The sequence below is a fragment of the Rhizobium sp. A22-96 genome (assembly GCF_053521805.1).
This window is the reverse complement of the sequence record NZ_JBNWDQ010000006.1, coordinates 207,788-225,735: the sequence shown is the minus strand read 5'-3', so window position 1 is coordinate 225,735 and position 17,948 is coordinate 207,788. Positions and strand designations below refer to the sequence as shown.

At 59.7% G+C, this 17,948-nt stretch carries 18 protein-coding genes; 15 read left to right on the top strand and 3 right to left on the bottom strand.

From position 1 onward, the window contains the following. The first annotated feature begins 30 nt into the window (after positions 1–30). The 3 genes from ACQZ6F_RS25815 to ACQZ6F_RS25805 all read left to right on the top strand — a co-directional run bounded on the left by ACQZ6F_RS25815 (position 31) and on the right by ACQZ6F_RS25805 (position 2,968). Positions 31–978 (top strand): LysR family transcriptional regulator, encoded by a 948-nt coding sequence (locus ACQZ6F_RS25815; RefSeq protein ID WP_449094587.1) that lies wholly within the window; start codon positions 31–33, stop codon positions 976–978. Between the two features lie 218 nt (positions 979–1,196). Then, positions 1,197–2,399: an NAD-dependent formate dehydrogenase gene (locus tag ACQZ6F_RS25810; RefSeq protein WP_449094586.1), complete on the top strand. Its 1,203-nt coding sequence runs from the start codon at positions 1,197–1,199 to the stop codon at positions 2,397–2,399. A gap of 68 nt (positions 2,400–2,467) precedes the next feature. Beyond that, positions 2,468–2,968 (top strand): HPP family protein, encoded by a 501-nt coding sequence (locus ACQZ6F_RS25805; RefSeq protein WP_449094585.1) that lies wholly within the window; start codon positions 2,468–2,470, stop codon positions 2,966–2,968. A 635-nt stretch (positions 2,969–3,603) separates the two neighbouring features. Here ACQZ6F_RS25805 and ACQZ6F_RS25800 read toward each other — a convergent pair. Both ACQZ6F_RS25800 and ACQZ6F_RS25795 read right to left on the bottom strand, forming a co-directional pair. Then, positions 3,604–4,695, bottom strand: coding sequence for a porin (locus ACQZ6F_RS25800; RefSeq protein WP_449094584.1), 1,092 nt, complete (start codon positions 4,693–4,695; stop codon positions 3,604–3,606). A gap of 402 nt (positions 4,696–5,097) precedes the next feature. After that, positions 5,098–5,583, bottom strand: a complete 486-nt coding sequence (locus tag ACQZ6F_RS25795) for a GNAT family N-acetyltransferase (RefSeq protein ID WP_449094583.1) — start codon at positions 5,581–5,583, stop codon at positions 5,098–5,100. A gap of 434 nt (positions 5,584–6,017) precedes the next feature. Here ACQZ6F_RS25795 and ACQZ6F_RS25790 point away from each other — a divergent pair, with 434 nt between their 5' ends. The 11 genes from ACQZ6F_RS25790 to ACQZ6F_RS25740 all read left to right on the top strand — a co-directional run bounded on the left by ACQZ6F_RS25790 (position 6,018) and on the right by ACQZ6F_RS25740 (position 15,818). Then, entirely contained in the window at positions 6,018–6,632 is a 615-nt protein-coding gene (locus ACQZ6F_RS25790) for a cupin domain-containing protein (protein ID WP_449094798.1), read from the top strand. A gap of 120 nt (positions 6,633–6,752) precedes the next feature. After that, on the top strand, positions 6,753–7,694 hold the full coding sequence (locus tag ACQZ6F_RS25785) for an ABC transporter substrate-binding protein (RefSeq protein WP_068399354.1): 942 nt from the start codon (positions 6,753–6,755) through the stop codon (positions 7,692–7,694). An 89-nt stretch (positions 7,695–7,783) separates the two neighbouring features. Then, positions 7,784–8,581 (top strand): ATP-binding cassette domain-containing protein, encoded by a 798-nt coding sequence (locus ACQZ6F_RS25780; protein WP_449094582.1) that lies wholly within the window; start codon positions 7,784–7,786, stop codon positions 8,579–8,581. 2 nt (positions 8,582–8,583) lie between these two features. Continuing rightward, positions 8,584–9,591, top strand: a complete 1,008-nt coding sequence (locus ACQZ6F_RS25775) for an ABC transporter permease (protein WP_246662799.1) — start codon at positions 8,584–8,586, stop codon at positions 9,589–9,591. A gap of 3 nt (positions 9,592–9,594) precedes the next feature. Beyond that, entirely contained in the window at positions 9,595–10,686 is a 1,092-nt protein-coding gene (locus tag ACQZ6F_RS25770) for a phosphotriesterase family protein (RefSeq protein WP_449094581.1), read from the top strand. Between the two features lie 28 nt (positions 10,687–10,714). Then, entirely contained in the window at positions 10,715–11,485 is a 771-nt protein-coding gene (locus ACQZ6F_RS25765) for a glutamine amidotransferase (RefSeq protein ID WP_449094580.1), read from the top strand. Positions 11,486–11,489: 4 nt separating this feature from the next. Beyond that, entirely contained in the window at positions 11,490–12,404 is a 915-nt protein-coding gene (locus ACQZ6F_RS25760) for a ribokinase (protein WP_449094579.1), read from the top strand. Next, positions 12,401–13,243 (top strand): BtpA/SgcQ family protein, encoded by an 843-nt coding sequence (locus ACQZ6F_RS25755; RefSeq protein WP_449094578.1) that lies wholly within the window; start codon positions 12,401–12,403, stop codon positions 13,241–13,243. Before ACQZ6F_RS25760 ends, ACQZ6F_RS25755 begins: the two co-directional genes overlap by 4 nt. After that, positions 13,240–14,502 carry a Zn-dependent hydrolase gene (locus ACQZ6F_RS25750; protein ID WP_449094577.1) on the top strand — a complete coding sequence of 421 codons (1,263 nt, stop codon included), beginning with the start codon at positions 13,240–13,242 and terminating at the stop codon, positions 14,500–14,502. Before ACQZ6F_RS25755 ends, ACQZ6F_RS25750 begins: the two co-directional genes overlap by 4 nt. A 144-nt stretch (positions 14,503–14,646) precedes the next feature. Further along, positions 14,647–15,141: a MarR family winged helix-turn-helix transcriptional regulator gene (locus ACQZ6F_RS25745; protein WP_449094576.1), complete on the top strand. Its 495-nt coding sequence runs from the start codon at positions 14,647–14,649 to the stop codon at positions 15,139–15,141. Further along, the gene (locus ACQZ6F_RS25740; RefSeq protein WP_449094575.1) at positions 15,138–15,818 is read left to right on the top strand and encodes a GNAT family N-acetyltransferase; all 681 of its coding nucleotides are present in this window, start codon (positions 15,138–15,140) and stop codon (positions 15,816–15,818) included. Before ACQZ6F_RS25745 ends, ACQZ6F_RS25740 begins: the two co-directional genes overlap by 4 nt. A 26-nt stretch (positions 15,819–15,844) precedes the next feature. Here the strand turns inward: ACQZ6F_RS25740 and ACQZ6F_RS25735 are convergent, their stop codons facing one another. Next, positions 15,845–17,056, bottom strand: a complete 1,212-nt coding sequence (locus ACQZ6F_RS25735; RefSeq protein WP_449094574.1) for an MFS transporter — start codon at positions 17,054–17,056, stop codon at positions 15,845–15,847. Positions 17,057–17,135: 79 nt separating this feature from the next. On the opposite strand from ACQZ6F_RS25735, the gene ACQZ6F_RS25730 reads away from it, so the two are divergent. Beyond that, complete coding sequence (locus tag ACQZ6F_RS25730) at positions 17,136–17,942, top strand: AraC family transcriptional regulator (protein WP_077467417.1); 807 nt, start codon at positions 17,136–17,138, stop codon at positions 17,940–17,942. Positions 17,943–17,948 lie beyond the last annotated feature (6 nt).

Sequence of the window (17,948 nt, the reverse complement as noted above, 5' to 3'; positions counted from 1 at the left end):
GATATAACGCTACATGGATGGGAGTTACCGGTGCTGATCAGACATCTTTCGTTCTTCGTGACTCTGGCGGAGGAAAAGCATTTCGCCAGGGCCGCCGAGGTCTGCCACATCACGCAGCCAACCCTGTCGGCGGCCATCCGCAAGCTCGAAGACGACCTTCGCGTGACGCTTATCGCGCGTGGAAATCGCTATATCGGCCTGACGCCTGATGGGGAGCGCGTTCTGGAATGGGGACGGCAGATTCTGTCCGACTATGACAGCCTGCAGAAGGATATCGCCGGCTCCAAGAAAGGCCTGTCCGGCACGTTGAGACTGGGTGTCGTGCCTGCGGCGATGGCGGCTGTCTCGTTTCTGTCCGAGCGCTTCAGCCTGGAGAACCCCGATGCGACCATCGAGATCAAGTCGATGACCTCTCGCGCCATTCAGCATGGGCTCGACACATTCGAACTCGATGGCGGCCTGACCTATCTGGAGAATGAGCCGCTGGAGAATGTGCAGCGGCTGCCGCTCTACCACGAGAGATATGTCTTTGTTTGCCGTTCCGACCATCCCTTGGCAAAGCGCCGAACGCTTCCCTGGGCAGAGGCGGTCTCGCAATCGCTGTGCCTCTTGAGCGAGGACATGCAGAACAGGCGCATCCTCAATGGCATAGCCGCATCCGCCGGGCTGACACTGAAGCCATCCGTCGTCAGCAATTCCTTCCTGGCCGTTTGCTCGCATATCCGCAACGGCCTGTGGTGCAGCATCGTGCCGCATACTTTCTTCTATATTCTCGGCGACAAGACCGATCTCGTTTCCATCGAACTGATCGAACCGCATCACCGGCAAGCACTGGGATTGGTCATTTCAAACCGGTCGCCGCAGTCGCCCATGACCAACGCATTGGCAAGGGCCTTGCAGGGCGCGGATTTTGATACCGATTTCGAACGGCATGCTGCCGTGCCGCCGCCACCATCGATATCGTCTATCGCGCGGTAAAAACCTTTCATTTGCCGGCGACTCCCCGGCGTGAAAACATCGCCTTGTTGAAACGAGGTTCCGATTGCACGGAACACGGCTTTAGGAAACACCAGCGACTGACCCTCAAAAGCGCAAGCTGATGGCGGCCAATTTCTGACAGAACCGATATCTGGGACCGGCGCGTGCGCTCACGCGTTTCCGGGGTGTTTCCTGCTGTCGCAGCTGAGGAAACGAACATGGCAAAAGTAGTTTGCGTTCTTTACGACGATCCTATCGACGGTTATCCCAAATCCTACGCCCGCGATGATCTGCCGAAAATCGAACACTATCCCGGCGGCCAGACCCTGCCGACGCCAAAGGCCACCGACTTCAAGCCCGGCACCCTGCTTGGCAGCGTCTCCGGCGAGTTGGGCCTGCGCAAATATCTCGAAGAGAATGGCCACACTTTCGTTGTCACCTCCGACAAGGATGGCCCAGATTCCGTTCTGGAACGAGAAATCGTCGACGCGGATGTCGTCATCTCGCAGCCCTTCTGGCCGGCCTATCTGACGGCCGAGCGCATTGCCAAGGCGAAGAACCTGAAGCTCGCATTGACCGCCGGCATCGGTTCCGACCATGTCGATCTGCAGGCGGCCATCGACCGCGGCGTCACGGTTGCCGAAGTCACCTACTGCAATTCGATCAGCGTGGCCGAACATGTCGTCATGATGATCCTCGGCCTGGTGCGCAACTACATCCCATCCTATCAATGGGTGGTGAAAGGCGGCTGGAATATCGCCGACTGCGTCGCGCGGTCCTATGACGTCGAAGGCATGCATGTCGGCACGGTCGCTGCCGGCCGTATCGGTCTTGCTGTGCTGAAGCGGCTGAAGCCCTTCGACATGCATCTGCATTATACCGATCGTCATCGCCTGCCCGAGGCGGTCGAGAAGGAACTGGGTCTGACGTGGCATGCCACGCGCGAGGAGATGTACGAAGTCTGCGATGTCGTCACCCTCAATTGCCCGCTTCATCCCGAGACCGAGCACATGATCAACGACGAGACGCTGAAGCGCTTCAAGCGTGGCGCCTATCTCGTCAACACGGCGCGCGGCAAGCTGTGCGACCGCGATGCGATTGCCTGCGCTCTCGAGAGCGGCCAGCTTGCCGGCTATGCCGGTGACGTCTGGTTCCCGCAGCCGGCACCGAAGGATCATCCGTGGCGCACCATGCCGCATCATGGCATGACGCCGCATATTTCCGGCACCTCGCTTTCGGCCCAGACCCGCTATGCCGCCGGCACGCGGGAAATCCTCGAATGCTTCTTCGAGGGCCGTCCGATCCGCGATGAATATCTGATCGTCGATGGCGGCAAGCTCGCCGGAACCGGCGCGCATTCCTACAGCGCGGGCAATGCGACCGGCGGCTCGGAAGAAGCCGCCAAGTTCAAGCGCAGCTGACACAACCGCGGAGCGTGGCGGCTTGCGCGACGCTCCCTCATTCCGCCTGCGAACAATCGAGACGACACATGACCGAAATCAACAGTCTTTCGGAGCCGAGCTGGGGCATGCGCATCGGCCGCCGCGTGCGCACGGCACTGGTGTCGGGCTTCGGCGGTTTTCTGGTGATCTATATTCTGTCGCAGCTCAGCGCGACCCTCGGCGTATTCCTTCTGGTGGCGCCATTCGGCGCGAGCTGCGTTTTGGTCTTCGCCTTGCCGCAGAGCCCGCTCGCACAGCCGAAGAATGTCATCGGCGGCCACCTCATCTCGGCCTTCATCGGCGTCGCGGCGTTTGCGCTGTTGGGTGCGCATCCCCTGTCGTTTGCGCTCGCCGTCGGTCTTGCGATCGCGGCCATGCAAGCAACCGAGACGCTGCATCCGCCGGCCGGCGCCGATCCGATCGTTGTGATCGCGGCCGGCGCATCCTGGCCGTTTCTGGTCACCCCCATGCTCGCCGGAACGATTTTGATCGTCGGCGCGGCCTATTGCTACCATCGTTTCATTTCACAGCGCTCGTACCCCAGTTGAGGCGCCAATCGAGCAGCCGGGCAGCAATCAGGGCATGGGTTGAGAAGCTGATATTGCCGGGATGGGTGAGGCTCAGGCATCGATCGACGATATTCCATAAAAGCAAAAGCGGTCCAGTCTAGGGAAATAACTGGGCCGCTCTTTGCTGGATTGGAGGTCAATCAAATTCAGCACCCTAATAATAAGTGCGTCTTAGCAATTGTCAACGGGAATTGCGAATGCCCGCACATGCGCTCAATGCCGGCCTCTATAGATCATTGATAATCCGACGCAGTCCCGCCTGATCCACTGCCGATGCTGGAGCAAATCCATAGCGAAATGTTCTAATATGAATAGGCCGGAAATATGGCGCCGCCGCTCATCTAAAAATTCGGCAAGCTATTGAGTATTATGAATAAAATTTCACTGAGGAGCTTATTGCCCGATGATCCTATCGCGGTTTAGGAGCATGTTCCGCGGTTGCCAGCGGTGAGGGCTGCAGGTCTTGAAATTGATTGTCTTGAACTCAGAAGGATCCGGAGGGAAACCGGATCCTTCCGTCTTTGATCGGAGGTCAACCGATCGTTGTGAGAAGCCCGATGGATCGGTACATCGGGCTTCTCATATCCGGTCCCAGGTAGACCAGATAACTGGTATTAGAAGCTGCGCTGGAAGCGCAGGATACCGGCCCACTGATCCTGGTTCACAGAATCGAAGTTGGTGTAGGACAGTTCCGGCTCGATGAGCAGGTTCTTAACCGGGTTCCACTTGACGTTCGTCGTAGCGGCGAAGATCTTGGAGTCGGTGTAGGCGAGCTGGAGGTTCCACTTCAGCTTTTCGTTGATCGGAACGCCAACGCCGCCCCAAACTGCCCAGTCACCCCAGCCGCACTTCGATGCGTCGTTTGCCGGGCAAGAAGAGCGTGCCAGGTTGGTACCGGCATACTTGTTCAGGTTGTCGCCATCGGTGTTCCAGCCGCCCATCAAGAAGGCCGAGAAGACGCCGAAGTCGGCATCGACACGAGCCTTGATTGCGCCTTCCGACTTGATCGAGTCGTAACCGCCAACGACCTTGAAGCCCCATGCGCCGGACTTGAAGCCAGCACCGGCAACAACGTCAGGAGCGTAGTGGTTGGCCTTGTCGTCCGTTGCCCAGCTTGCGCCGTAAGCAGCGCCCGAGCCGCTGGAGTTGCTGTCTTCGAGCGAGACCACAGCGGTGAAGCCGTTGCCGGCGTCGTAGTTGTAGGTCAACTGGTTGAGCTCGTACGGGCCGTCATAGATCACGTCATCGTTGATGACGTCGCCGGCATAGCCCATGTAGTAGTTGTACTGGGAGTCAGCCTTACCGACGAGGAAGCCACCGAGGCTGATGTTGGCCCAGAGCAGCTTGGTGCTGGTGCTGTTGCCTTCCTGCCAATCCCAACGGATAACCGTGTTGGTCTTCAGCGGGCCGTATTCGGTGTCGGTCGCGGTGTCGAGGGCCAGCTGAGCGCGGGTGTGCCACAGCGTGCCGTTGTGGCTGTTGGCGTTGTAGGCGTCGTACCACTTGCCTTCGGTACGGACCATGCCGCCGATCTTGAGGCAGGTTTCAGTGCCTGGAATGAAGAAGTAGCCTGCGCCGTAGGCGTCGCAAATGCGAACGTATTCCAGCGGCTCCGGCTCGGCAGCAACGATCGCGTCAGCCGCGTGAGCACCGGAAACTGCTGCCAGCGCAGCAGCGGAGCCGAGAAGAAGGCTCTTGATGTTCATTATAAACTCCTGGTTTTGATTGACCTCATATCCCAAGGAGCGGGTATAATACGTGATCCCGGACACGCCTCTTTTGAACATAAGGCAAGCCAGGCAATGCATCAGCAATTGACCGTCTGTATCGTCCCCACCCCTAAAAGACCTCGTCAGCTTGCGGCTGAAATAACCCCACCAGATCGCAAGCTAAGCATGATCTTGAACGTAAAGGTATATACATTCAGGTTGTTTGTAAATTCATGTTGGCCGCCTTCGGGGACGGAAAAGCTGACTGTTGATTTAATGCAACATGTGTTGAGCGCACCGTCTGTGCGTCGATGATCCTTTTTCAGGATGTGATCATGATCGATGGGAAGGTCCGCGATGGCGCCGCCACCGGGCATTTCGGAGAGTGGGGTACCCACTTCAGCAGCCGCGAAGGAGTGCGTAGCAGTGTTTGAGAACCGTTTCGCTTCGGGAGCGTAAGAAAACGTCCGTGTTCTCGACTCGCGTGAAGCCGAGCTTTGTCAACACTAGCCCAGACATGGGATTATCGGATGCATGACCCGATGTAAGTTTCGATAGGCCGACCTCATAAAAGACAAAGCGGATCAGAGCCTGAGCCGCCTCGAATGCAAAGCCCTTGCCCCAGCTTGATCTTTCCAACCAATAGCCCAGGCTCCCTTCGCCGTTTAGAATTTCATCGACATCGACAACTCCGACCATTTGTTCGTGGTGTTCAATGGCAAAGCGATAGGCTGTGCCCGCCTCCCACTCATTCTCGTGACTTGAGAACCAGCGCTCAATTTCCCGCTGGCTCGGAGGAAAGGAGGTGTTGAGCATGCGGGTCACATCCCAATCGCTTTGGATCCCGAATGCTCGCTCCGCATCGCCGGCCGAGGTCGGACGCAAAAAGAAGACGCTCTGTCCGAATCGTCGAGCGAGGGATTTTTCGTGCGTCCGGCTTCATCCGCCCAGCCTATCGAATACACGGGATAAGGGGAGTCTGGTGACCCTCGTTTCCAGCAATTGTTCGCATTCGCGTCGGATAGCCGATTCTCCCGCGCAATCGCCGACGACTTAATATTCTTTATAGACAGCCTATCTCTCGCCGCAATCGGCGAGCAAAAGCGCCGCCTCTTGCAGGTGCGGCCTGCGGGAAATGCAGGGCCGGACGTAAGAGCGTTCCATTACGAGGGGCGAACCCCCTTTTGCGGACCGGTCCTGTTTGCCGCAAACGCTCGAACTTGAGCGGCTGCCGGGCACGCTCTGATCGCTGCCTAGACATCGGGGATGGGGAGGCGCTAAGCTTCATCCTCCAACAATGCGATATCGAAACCATGAATATGATCGAGCCCCCACGGAAATCCGGCGACAACGGCGAGGACAAGATTCTTGCCAATCCAGCGCGCCTCGGCGGTCGGCTGAAGCTCGCCCGACAGACGCGAGGATTGACGCTGAAGGCTCTGTCCCTGGCCGCCGATTGTTCCGAAAGCCTGCTGTCCAAGATCGAAAATGGCAAAGCCTCTCCGTCCCTTCCGATGCTCCACAGGCTGGTCGGCGCGCTCGGCACCAACATAGGCTGGATGTTCGAGGAAGCCGATGGCGAGGAGGGCATCGTCTTTCGTTCGGGCACCCGGCCGCTGATCGGGCTCGATCCGTTGCGCAGGGGTGAAGGTATTTCGCTGGAGCGGATCATTCCCTATTCGCCCGGCCATCTCCTCCAATGCAATATCCACCACATCGAGGCGGGCGGTCAAAGCGCCGGGCCTATCCAGCATATCGGCGAAGAGGTGGGCTATGTGCTTGCCGGAGAAGTCGAACTGATGGTCGGCGAACGCACCTTTCGGCTGGCGGTCGGCGATAGTTTCGTCTTCAATTCCGAGCTTCCGCACTGGTATCGCAATGTCGGGAGCGAAAGGGCAAGCATCTTCTGGGTCAATACGCCCGCGACTTTCTGAGTGCATGGCCCGCAAGTTTTTCTAGTACGTGTTGAATGAGCAAAATTGAAAATTCAAGTCACTTGACAGAAATTCAAGTAACTTGAATAATGCCCCTGCAATTAAAAAAGGGGAACTATCATGCGTCTTACAAACTATGTCTTCGGCTGCGCTGTCGTCGCAACCGTAGCCCTCGGGTTCAATGCAAGGTCGGCCATGGCCGATACGCTGGCATTGGTGACCATCAACCAGCAGGCCCTGTTCTTCAACCAGATCAATGACGGCGCCAAGGAAGCGGCCAAGAAGGCCGGCGTCGATCTCGTTATCTTCAATGCCAACAACGTTCCGAGCGCGCAGAATGACGCGATCGAGAACTACATTACCCAGAAGGTCGATGGCATTATCCTGGTCGCCATCGACGTCAATGGCGTCAAGCCGGCAATCACGGCTGCCAAGAAGGCTGGCATCCCGGTTATTGCCATCGATGCGCAAATTCCGAATGGCGACAATATCGCCTTCGTCGGCGTCGACAATACCAAGGCCGGCGGAGAGATCGGCAAGTTTTACTCCGATTACGTCAAGGACAAGCTGAGCGGCAGCGCCAAGATCGGCGTCGTCGGCGCGCTCAACTCCTTCATCCAGAACCAGCGTCTCGATGGTTTCAAGGCGGCCGTGAAGGCCGGCGAACAGAAGGTCACTTTCCTCGATACGGTCGATGGCCAGAATGTCCAGGATGTGGCGCTGAGCGCCGCTGAAAACCTCATTACCGCCAATCCTGACATGACGACCCTCTACGCAACCGGCGAACCGGCATTGCTCGGCGCCGTCGCCGCCGTGACCAGCCAGGGCAAGACCGGCAGCGTCAAAGTATTTGGCTGGGATCTCACCAAGCAGGCGGTCGAAGGCATCGACCAGGGTTGGGTCACCGCCGTGATCCAGCAGGATCCGGCCGGCGAGGGCAAGGCTGCGGTCGAAGCCCTGGTCAAGGTCAAGAAGGGCGAAAAGATCGACCCGATCATCAACGTGCCGGTGACCATCGTCACCAAGGAAAATGTCGACAAGTTTCGGGGCATGTTCAAGTAACCCGGACCCCTCGTCACGTCATGGCCGATCGTCTCGGCCGTGACGTTATGGCATTATGGCTTAAGCCATTTCCGCAAGGCAGCACCGAGATGACAAATGCTGATACCTACCGCGTCAGAATGACCGGTATTTCCAAACGCTATGGCACGATGCAGTCGCTGGAGAATGTATCGTTGACCTTGAAACCGGGTGAGGTTTTAGGCCTGGTCGGCGACAATGGCGCCGGCAAGTCCACCTTGAGCAAGGTGCTGTCCGGCGCGGTTATCCCGGATTCGGGAACGATCGAGATCGATGGCAAACCTGTTTCCTTCGCCTCGCCGGCCGATGCACGCGCGGCGCATGTCGAGATGGTCTATCAGGATCTGTCCCTGTGTGACTCGGTCGATGTGGCAGGCAATCTCTTTCTTGGGCGCGAGCCCAGATGGAAGCTTGCCGGCATTCCCATGCTGGACAAGAAGACGATGCATGAGCGCGCCCGCCACATGCTTGAAGGTCTCGGCATCGTCATTCCCGATACCAGGCTGAAGGTAGAAAATCTGTCGGGCGGTCAGCGCCAGTCGATCGCGATCGGCCGTGCCGCCTCATTCAACCCATCGGTGTTGATCATGGATGAACCGACGGCGGCTCTGGCCGTCGCCGAGGTCGAGGCCGTTCTCGAACTCATTCGCACCGTCAGCGCTCGCGGCGTCAGCGTCATCCTGATCACCCATCGCCTGCAGGACCTGTTCCTGGTCTGCGACCGTATTCAGGTGATGTATGAGGGCCAGAATGTCGCCGAACGCCGGATCGAAGACACCAATATCGAAGAGGTCGTCAACCTGATCGTCGGCCGCAAGTTCGCCGCGCGCTCCGCCGGCCCATCTCCAGATCGAGGCGTTTCCGCATGACCATGACCTCTTCTCATGCCCAAACTGGCCAGTCGACCCGCATGCGCAAGGCGCGCCTCTACGACAAGGCCATGGCCAATGGCGGCATCGTGTCGATCGCGCTGTTCTTCATTGCCGTCTGCATCTTCTTTTCGCTCTTCACCAATGTCTTCCTGACAGCACCGAATTTGCTGAACGTCGTCAGGCAGTCGGCGCCGCTCCTGATCGTCGCCGCGGCGATGACCTTTGTCATCACCACGGGCGGGATCGACCTCTCCGTAGGCTCGGTGCTGGCTCTGGCCGCAACGCTTTCGGCCGCATGCCTGCAGGCCGGCATTCCCTGGCCGCTAACGGTGTTGCTGATGCTGCTTCTCGGTGCGACAACCGGTCTGATCCAGGGCTATTTCATCGCCTATGAGCGTATTCCGGCCTTCATCGTCACGCTTGCCGGGCTCTCCGTCATCCGTGGGTTGGCGCTCCTCATTACTGGCGGCTATTCCATCCCCGTCGCTCCGGAAAGCCCGTTCACGGCCATCGGCCAGGCGTGGTTCTTCGGCATTCCCGCGCCGGCGCTGATTGCGGTCGTCGTCCTGGCCGCAGCCTATGTCGCCTTCAACGAGACGCCCTTTGGCCGCTATGTCACGGGCATCGGCGCCAATGCCGAGGCGGTACGACGTGCCGGCGTCAATACGCGTGGGGTGACGCTGTTTGTCTATGTGATCTCCGGTGTTGCCGCTTCCATCGCCGGCGTCATTCTCGCGGCGCGATTGGGATCGGGCTCGTCCAATTCCGGCCAGGGTTTTGAACTCGATGTCATCGCGGCCGTGGTGCTTGGCGGCACCAGTCTGTTTGGCGGACGCGGGTCGGTCGTCGGCACGGTGCTTGGCGCACTTACCGTGGCCGTCATCGCCAATGGGCTCATCCTGTCGCACATGTCGCCCTTCTTCACGCCGATCGTGACCGGTGTGATCATCCTTGTGGCGATCTGGCTCAACTTCCGCCTGTTCAAGGGCGCGGTCAGGAGCCGTTGAGCGATGCTGGAACATCTCTTTCCCGAGACCGCAAAGACACGTCACGCCATCGGCGTGCAGACGGGATGCGCCATGACGGTATTGGGGCCGATCCCGGTGTCCGAGATGGGCGTGACCTTGATGCACGAGCATATCTTCCTCGATGGCGCCCGAACGTGGAAGTGCCCTTGCCATCCAGATGAGCGAGCGATTGCCGAACAGCCGCTCGGTATCGAGATCATCGGCGATCTGCGAATGAACCCTTACATGAACCGCGACAACGTCTCTCTTGATGATGCGGATCTGGCGCTCGCCGAACTCGGCCGTTTCCAGTCGCTCGGCGGCCATACGGTGGTGGAAACCACCAATTTCGGCATAGGCCGCGATGCCGAACAGATGCGCCGCATCGCCCGCCTCTCCGGCCTGAAGATCATCATGGGGACGGGGTTCTATCTCGAGCATACCCATCCCGAATGGCTGAAGGATATGGATATCGATGAGGTCACGGCCTTCATCGTCAATGATGTCGGCGGTGGCGAAACGCAACCGGAGATCATGGCCGGCATCATCGGTGAAGTCGGCGTCAGCAAGGATTTTACCGCCGAGGAGCAGAAGTCGCTGCGGGCGTCGGCGAGGGCATCACGGCTGACGGGGCTGCCGCTGTCGATCCACCTGCCGGGTTGGGAGCGCCTTGCCCATCGGGTGCTCGACATAGTGGAAGAAGAGGGTGCGGATCTGCGCCACACCGTCCTTTGCCACATGAACCCCAGTCACAACGATCTCCGGTACCAGATGAGCCTCGCCGAGCGCGGCGCCTTCCTGGAATACGACATGATCGGCATGGATTATTATTATGCCGATCAGGACGCCCAGTCGCCTTCCGACGAGGAAAATGCCCGAGCGATCGGCACGCTTGTCGACATGGGTTTCGCCGACCGGCTGCTGCTGTCGCAGGACGTTTTTCTCAAGATGATGCTGACCCGCTACGGCGGCTTCGGCTACGGTTACATTCTCAAGCATTTCCTGCCGCGGCTGAAACGCCTCGGCGTCGATCAGCAGGCGATCGACCGGATGCTGATCTCCAATCCCCAATCGGTATTTTCCGCCTCGGCCTGACGGCCGCTGGTGCAGACAAGGAGCAGACATGAGCAAGAAAAAGGTTCTCCTCGCGGGCGAATCATGGATTTCCACCGCGACCCACATCAAGGGTTTCGACCAGTTTCCGACGGTCACCTATCATACGGGCGCCGATGAGCTGCTTAAGGCGCTGAAGGACAGTGCTTTTGACGTCACCTTTATGCCGGCGCACGAGGCCCAGCGCGACTTTCCGCTGACGGCGGAGGCGCTTGACGAATATTCGGCGATCGTTCTCTCGGATATCGGCGCCAACACGCTGCTGCTGCATCCAGATACCTGGATCCACTCCAGGCGGACCCCGAACCGGCTGAAACTCCTGCGCGATTACGTGGCGAAGGGCGGTGCGCTGCTGATGTTCGGCGGCTATTACAGCTTCCAGGGCATCAATGGCGGCGCCCGCTATCGCAAGACGCCAGTCGAGGATGTGCTTCCGGTGGCCTGCATGGCGGTGGACGACCGCGTCGAGGTTCCCGAAGGCTTTACGCCTGTTGTCACCGGCGATGCGACGCATCCGGTCCTCAAAGGCCTGGGCGGCGATTGGCCATATCTGCTCGGCTTCAACGAAGTGACGGTCAAGCCGGGCGCGGACGTGTTGGCGACGGTGTCGGGCGAATATGGCTCGCTGCCGCTGCTGGTGACCGGCACATATGGCTCAGGCCGGACGCTTGTCTGGACTTCGGATGTCGGTCCGCATTGGCTGCCGCCGGAGTTCATCGCCTGGAACGGCTACAAAACCCTGTTCGAGCAGATGCTGGCTTGGGCAACGACGAAAGATTGACGCCATGCGCCTTCATGTCGTCGGCAATGTCTGCCTCGATACGAGCTTTCGCCTGCCGCGCCTGCCGCGGCCGGGCGAAACGCTCAATGCGCTGACAACGATCGAGGGACTTGGGGGCAAGGGCGCCAACCAGGCGGTCGCGGCAGCGCGAAGCGGCGCGGATGTTTGTCTGTGGTCCGCAATCGGGAATGACGAACTGGCGGACAGGTTGGTCCGGATGTTGCAGGCCGATCTCGATACAGGCCAGCTGATCCGCCTTGCCTATCCGACCGATCGATCAACGATCCTGCTCGACGAAGACGGCGAGAATTCCATCGTCAGCGCTGTCGAGTGTGCCCGCGCCTTTGATCCCCTATCGCAGACGGATCTGCAGGCGAGATGGCAGGTGGGTGAAATCCTTTTGCTGCAGGGCAATCTGCCCTGGGACGTGACGGCTGCCTGCCTGCATCATGCCAAGCGGTCGGGTCTTATGACGGTGCTCAATCCGAGCCCGCTGCCGGAGCGGCAGGTCAGCGACCTCACCGATGTTGATCTCGTCATTGTCAATCAGGGCGAAGCTTTGGCACTGACTGATCTTGCCGATCCTGAGCAAGCGGCACGCATGCTCGCGGAGATGGGGGCTGCAGGCGTCATCATTACGCTCGCAGGCGAGGGGAGCTTGATCCTCGATGCGAAAGATGCCGGCCTGCTCCGGCTGCCGGCGCAAAAGACGGTGGTTGTCGATACCAGTGGCGCCGGCGATTGTTTTGCCGGCACGGTTGCCGGCTTGCTGGCGCAGGGAAAGAATCTCGGCCAGGCCGCAGCGGTAGCGACGAAGGCTGCGGCCATGGCCGTCAGCCGTCTTGGGACACTCGCCGCCTATCCCACAAGGACGGAATTCTCAGAACTCTTGAAGATATCAGAATTGGAAAACACATGACTGGAACAGCAAAGCCAATCGGCCAGACAACGGGCAATGCGCTCATCGATCTCTTCGGCCGCGACAAGGCCATCATTGGCGTCGTTCATCTGGCGCCGCTGCCGGGCGCACCGCGCTACTCGGGCGAGGATATCGAGCTGGTCTACCAGCGCGGCCTCGATGATGCGCGCGGTTATCTTGCCGGTGGCTGCGACGCCGTGATCATCGAAAATCATGGCGACATTCCCTTTTCGAAGCCAGACGATATCGGTCACGAGACATCGGCCTATATGTCCGTCATTTCCGATCGTATCAGACGCGAGCTCGGTCGCCCGATCGGCATCAATGTCCTTGCCAATGCCGCCATTCCCGCATTGGCGATTGCCAGTGCTGCCGGGGCCGGTTTCGTGCGTGTGAACCAATGGGCCAATGCCTATGTCGCCAACGAGGGCTTTATCGAGGGCGCGGCGGCGCGCGCCATGCGTTACCGTGCGCACCTGAATGCCCGTGGCATCCGCATCTTCGCCGATGCGCATGTGAAGCACGGGGCTCATGCCATCGTCGCCGACCGGCCGGTCGAAGAGCAAGTCAAGGATATCGTCTTCTTCGATGCGGATGTGGTCATCGCGACCGGCCAGCGGACGGGGCACGCGGCGGATATTGGTTATATCGACATGATCAAGCGGGCATCGGGCCTGCCGACGCTCGTCGGCAGCGGCGTTACGCCAGACAATGTCAACGACATCCTGTCGGTGGCCGATGGTGTGATCGTCGCAAGCTCGTTGAAGCATGATGGCGTCTGGTGGAATGCGGTCGATCCGCAGCGCGTGAAGGATTTCGTGGCAGGCATTCGCCGATGAATGGCAAGCCGATGATCGATGCGCGGAGATTGTTGCAGCGCATCGCCGATTTTGCGGCCATTGGCGCCACCCGGGCCGGAGGCGTCAATCGGCAGGCGCTGAGCCCGGAAGATAGGGCAGCGCGTCGTCTGCTTGCGGAGCTTGCTTTTGCACGCGGATTTCAAGTCTATCAGGATGAGGTCGCCAATCTCTTCATCCGGCGCGAGGGGCGCGATCCCTCGCTTGCGCCTGTCCTGATCGGCAGTCATCTCGACAGCCAGCCGACCGGCGGCAGGTTCGATGGTGCGCTCGGCACGCTATCCGCCTTCGAGGTGTTGGAGACGCTGGAAGACGCGGGCGCGGTGACGGAGCGGGCTATCGAAGTGGTCTCCTGGACCAATGAAGAAGGCAGTCGCTTCTTTCCGGGCTGCATGGGCTCGATGGCCTTCGTCGGTGCCGGTGATTTGTTCAATTGGCGTGAGATGCGTGGCGCGGATGGCGCGAGACTGGGCGATGAGCTGGCGGCAACGCTGAGCGCATTGCCGCAGGCCGAGGTGCGCCCGGCCGGCCATTCCGTCTCCGCCTTCGTCGAAGTCCATATCGAGCAAGGGCCAATTCTCGAACGAGAGGAGATACCGATCGGTGTCGTCACCGGCGTGCAGGGGACCAAATGGCTCGAAATCTCCTTCATGGGTGAGGCTGCTCATGCGGGTACCACGCCGCTCGAGTTTCGCAGGGATCCGATGGCAGCGGCGGCAGAAGCGATCACTCGATTGCAGGAGGCAATCATGCCGGCTGATCCTCTGGCGCGATTAACGGTCGGGCGCATGGCCGTGGAGCCGAGTTCCATCAATGTCATCCCAAGCAAGGTGACGCTGACCGTCGATATCCGTCATCCGGAAGAGGATGTGCTGGCATCCATCGAGGCCCGGGTCGAGGCTGAATGCCGCGCGGCTGCCGCCCGTCATATGAGCGATGTGCACATCGAAAAGCGGTTTGACATGGCGCCAGGCAAATTCGATGCGACCGTTGTCGCGGCGATTGAGAATGCATGTGAAGGGCTTGGCGTTGCCAGCATGCGGATGGTCTCGGGCGCATTTCATGATGCGCTCTTCCTGAGCCGCGTCGCACCGACGGCGATGATATTCGTTCCGTGCCGGGGTGGCATAAGCCACAACGAGGCCGAATTCGTCGCTGACGAGAATATCGAAATCGGGGCCAGAATATTGTTTGAGACGACAATTGCTTTGGCTGGCGACAAGGCAAGCCGCGGGCTGTAGACGCGGCTGCATGGTCTAAAGGGCGCGTCGGCATCTCGATTTCGTCGAGAAGGTGGTGCGGTCACAGCCAATCGGAAGTGCGCTTGACGGCAATTGCATAAGCAATTATATAACTTGTTATATAATTGGTACCAGGAGGCTTCCTTGGTAGAGGATATCGTGAAATCGCTCGGCTTACTCTGTCTCGGCAGCCGCTTCCGCCGGATTGGCGAGCGGCTTCAGGCCGATACCCAGCAGATCATCGAGGAACTCGGTGTTTCCATTCAGTCGGCCCAATATCCGTTCCTCGCGGCGATCGACGGCAACGGCCCACTCACGATAGGCGAACTTGCCCAGGCCGTCGGCATCACCCAGCCGGGTGCTACGCGCACGATCTCCCAGCTTCTGGAACTCGGCTATGTCGACATGCAGGCCTCGGCGGAGGATCAGCGCCGAAGGCTGATCTCGCTGACGCCGAAGGGGCAGGATATCGTCGCTTATTCGAAGCAATCGGTCTGGCCCCGCATCGAGCAGGCGGTGGCCGAGCTTTGCGGTGATATGTCGGGGCCGATCCTGCAGCAGCTTGCCGTGATCGAAGAAGGTCTGGCCGAAGCTCCACTTGCCCGCCGGGGAAATTTCCAAAAGGAACAGAAGCAATGAAACACCTCCTTGATCGCCCCGTCTGGAGTGCCCTTCAAAGCGGTCATGCGGCATTGGCCGAAGGCGGCGAGTGGGCAAGGCGCTATCCGCCCTCTATCGTCCCCTTTGCCGCCTGCGCCGACAATTCCAAAGAGAGCCTTGAAGCGCTGCAAAGTCTGCCTGCGGCGGGCGAAGTGATGGCTCTTGTCGAGGCCGCGCCCGTCGTGCTCCCGGAGGGATTGACTGCCGTCACGAAAGCCACCCTCGTGCAGATGATTGCCGAGCGGCCTTATGAGCGAATTTCAGACAGCCGCATCGAACCACTGACGGAGGCTGATGCTGAGGATATGCTTGCCCTGGCAACTCTCACCAAGCCCGGCCCGTTTACCCTGCGCGCCCAGAGCCTCGGTACTTTCTGGGGCATCAAGATGGACGGCCGCCTCATTGCTATGGGCGGCCAGCGCATGCGGCAGACCGGCTTTGCCGAGCTCAGCGGTCTCTGCACGCATCCGGATTTCCAGGGGCGTGGCCTCGGCAAGCTGTTGTTCCGGTTTGTCGCCGGCGAAATTTCCGCCAGAGACGAGACGGTCTACCTGCATGCCTATATCGGCAACACCTCGGCGATCGCGCTCTATACGGCACTCGGCTTTCGCCTGCGCTCCGAAATGAATTTGCGGATCGTCAAGCGACGCGACTGAGGCACCGGACCGGGCGATGCCCGTCCTCAATCCTCGACGTTCGGCAGCAGGATGGTCAAAAGCCCGATCAGTGGCAGGAACGCGCAAAGTTCGAACACGAATTCGATGCTTGTGCGGTCGGCCAGTGCGCCGAGTGCCGCGGCCCCGATGCCGCCCATGCCGAAGGCGAAGCCGAAGAACAGACCCGAGACCATGCCGACGCGGCCGGGCATCAACTCCTGTGCATAGACGACGATTGCCGAAAATGCCGACGCGATGACGGTGCCGATGATCGCGCTGAGGATGACGGTGATCTCGAGGCTCGCATGCGGCAGGATGATCGTGAACGGCAAGATGCCGAGGATGGAACCCCAGATGACCTTCTTGCGGCCGATACGGTCGCCCACCGGGCCGCCGATCATGGTGCCGAAGGCGACGGCGGCAAAGAATACGAACTGGCAGAGCTGCGCCGAGCGTTCGGAAAGCCCGAACCGGTCCATCAGGTAGAAATTATAGTAGCTGGTGAAGCTCGCGAGGTAGAAATACTTCGAGAAGATCAGCGCGATCAGCACGGCGATGGCAATGCCGACACGCGTGCGCGACAGGGTCAGGGCCTTGTGCTTTCTGCCCGACTTGGCCGGAGCGCGAAGGCTTTGTCCGTTCATCTGGTACCAACGGCCGAGACCGCCGAGAATGAGAATGCCGACGAAGGCGAGCACGGCGAGGAAGGCCATGCCACGCTGCCCGTGCGGCAGGATGAAGAAGGCGGCCAGCAACGGCCCGAGCGACGTGCCGAAATTGCCGCCGACCTGAAACACCGATTGTGCAAAGCCATGCTTGCCGCCCGATGCCAGTCGCGCGATGCGCGATGCCTCGGGGTGGAAGATCGAAGAGCCAAATCCGAGCAGCACCGCACCCATGACCAGAACCGAATAGCTTGGTGCGAAGCCCAAGGTCAGCATGCCTGCGCAACTGCAGGCCATTCCGAAGGGAAGGGAATAGGGCTGCGGCTTGCCGTCTGTATACCATCCGACGAATGGCTGCAGGAGCGATGCGGTAATCTGGTAAACGAATGTGAGCAGTCCAAGCTGAGCAAAGCTTAGCTCAAAACCGGCCTTCAGGACCGGATAGCTCGCCGGCAGCAAGGATTGGGTGACGTCGTTGATGAAATGGCCGAGGCTGGCGACCATCAGGATCGGATATATGGTGGTTGCCGCGCGGGGCGCGTTCATGACCTGGCTCATGGCACTCGCTTTCAATTCGTCTGTCGCGCTGATATTGAAAGAACAAATCGCCCGCCACCGCGATTAGGCGTAACTGTTACGAGACTGGGCCAAAATGGTCAGGAACAGCCGAATTGATCCTTTCATCGATGTCGAGCGGCCGTTGGTGGCGCTCGGCAACGAGTACAAGGATGGGCACCGCGTCGCCCCGCATCAGCATCGCCGCGCGCAGTTGCTCTATGGCTTTTCCGGCGTGGTGCTGGCGACGACCCCGAACGGTACCCTGGTCATGCCGCCCGAACGAGGCATGTGGATTCCTCCGGGCGTCGTTCACAGCGTTCGCATGCTGGGCAATGTCAGCATGCGCAGCGTCTATATCGAACCTCATGCCATCGAGAACATGCCGGATCATTGTCAGGTTGTGGAGATATCGCCCTTGTTGCGGGCGCTGATCGCCGAGGCTGTCGATATTCCGGTGGAATACGATCCGAACGACCGCTCAGGGGCGCTGATGGCGCTTCTTCTGCACGAATTGGCACGGCTGAAGCCGCTGCCGCTTTCCCTGCCATTGCCGAACAATCCGGTGCTCGCCCAGAGGTGCCAGGATTTCCTCCTGCATCCCACCGCGCATGACACCATCGACGCATGGGCAGACCGGATGAGCATGAGCCGGCGCGCATTTACCCGGATGTTTCGTCTGGAAACTGGGTTGAGCTTCGTCGAGTGGCGCCAGCAAGCCTGTCTGCATGCGGCACTTCCGCGGCTGGTCGCAGGCACGGCGGTCACCACGATCGCGCTGGATCTCGGCTATAAGAATCCCGCCGCCTTCACGTCGATGTTCAAGCGCGCCTTTGGCTACGCCCCGCGTGAAATCGCCCGTCAGCAGATCCAGCCAGACAGCCTGCGGAATGACAACAGTTGAACAGGC

What these genes read in the sequence shown, in the direction of transcription:
- ACQZ6F_RS25775 (WP_246662799.1), top strand. Translation starts at nt 8,584, where the DNA reads ATGACCTCTTCTCATGCCCAAACTGGCCAGTCGACCCGCATGCGCAAG.
- ACQZ6F_RS25755 (WP_449094578.1), top strand. Translation starts at nt 12,401, where the DNA reads ATGACTGGAACAGCAAAGCCAATCGGCCAGACAACGGGCAATGCGCTC.
- ACQZ6F_RS25800 (WP_449094584.1), bottom strand. Translation starts at nt 4,695, where the DNA reads ATGAACATCAAGAGCCTTCTTCTCGGCTCCGCTGCTGCGCTGGCAGCA.
- ACQZ6F_RS25760 (WP_449094579.1), top strand. Translation starts at nt 11,490, where the DNA reads ATGCGCCTTCATGTCGTCGGCAATGTCTGCCTCGATACGAGCTTTCGC.
- ACQZ6F_RS25740 (WP_449094575.1), top strand. Translation starts at nt 15,138, where the DNA reads ATGAAACACCTCCTTGATCGCCCCGTCTGGAGTGCCCTTCAAAGCGGT.
- ACQZ6F_RS25780 (WP_449094582.1), top strand. Translation starts at nt 7,784, where the DNA reads ATGACAAATGCTGATACCTACCGCGTCAGAATGACCGGTATTTCCAAA.
- ACQZ6F_RS25810 (WP_449094586.1), top strand. Translation starts at nt 1,197, where the DNA reads ATGGCAAAAGTAGTTTGCGTTCTTTACGACGATCCTATCGACGGTTAT.
- ACQZ6F_RS25765 (WP_449094580.1), top strand. Translation starts at nt 10,715, where the DNA reads ATGAGCAAGAAAAAGGTTCTCCTCGCGGGCGAATCATGGATTTCCACC.
- ACQZ6F_RS25770 (WP_449094581.1), top strand. Translation starts at nt 9,595, where the DNA reads ATGCTGGAACATCTCTTTCCCGAGACCGCAAAGACACGTCACGCCATC.
- ACQZ6F_RS25785 (WP_068399354.1), top strand. Translation starts at nt 6,753, where the DNA reads ATGCGTCTTACAAACTATGTCTTCGGCTGCGCTGTCGTCGCAACCGTA.
- ACQZ6F_RS25730 (WP_077467417.1), top strand. Translation starts at nt 17,136, where the DNA reads ATGGTCAGGAACAGCCGAATTGATCCTTTCATCGATGTCGAGCGGCCG.
- ACQZ6F_RS25790 (WP_449094798.1), top strand. Translation starts at nt 6,018, where the DNA reads ATGATCGAGCCCCCACGGAAATCCGGCGACAACGGCGAGGACAAGATT.
- ACQZ6F_RS25805 (WP_449094585.1), top strand. Translation starts at nt 2,468, where the DNA reads ATGACCGAAATCAACAGTCTTTCGGAGCCGAGCTGGGGCATGCGCATC.
- ACQZ6F_RS25750 (WP_449094577.1), top strand. Translation starts at nt 13,240, where the DNA reads ATGAATGGCAAGCCGATGATCGATGCGCGGAGATTGTTGCAGCGCATC.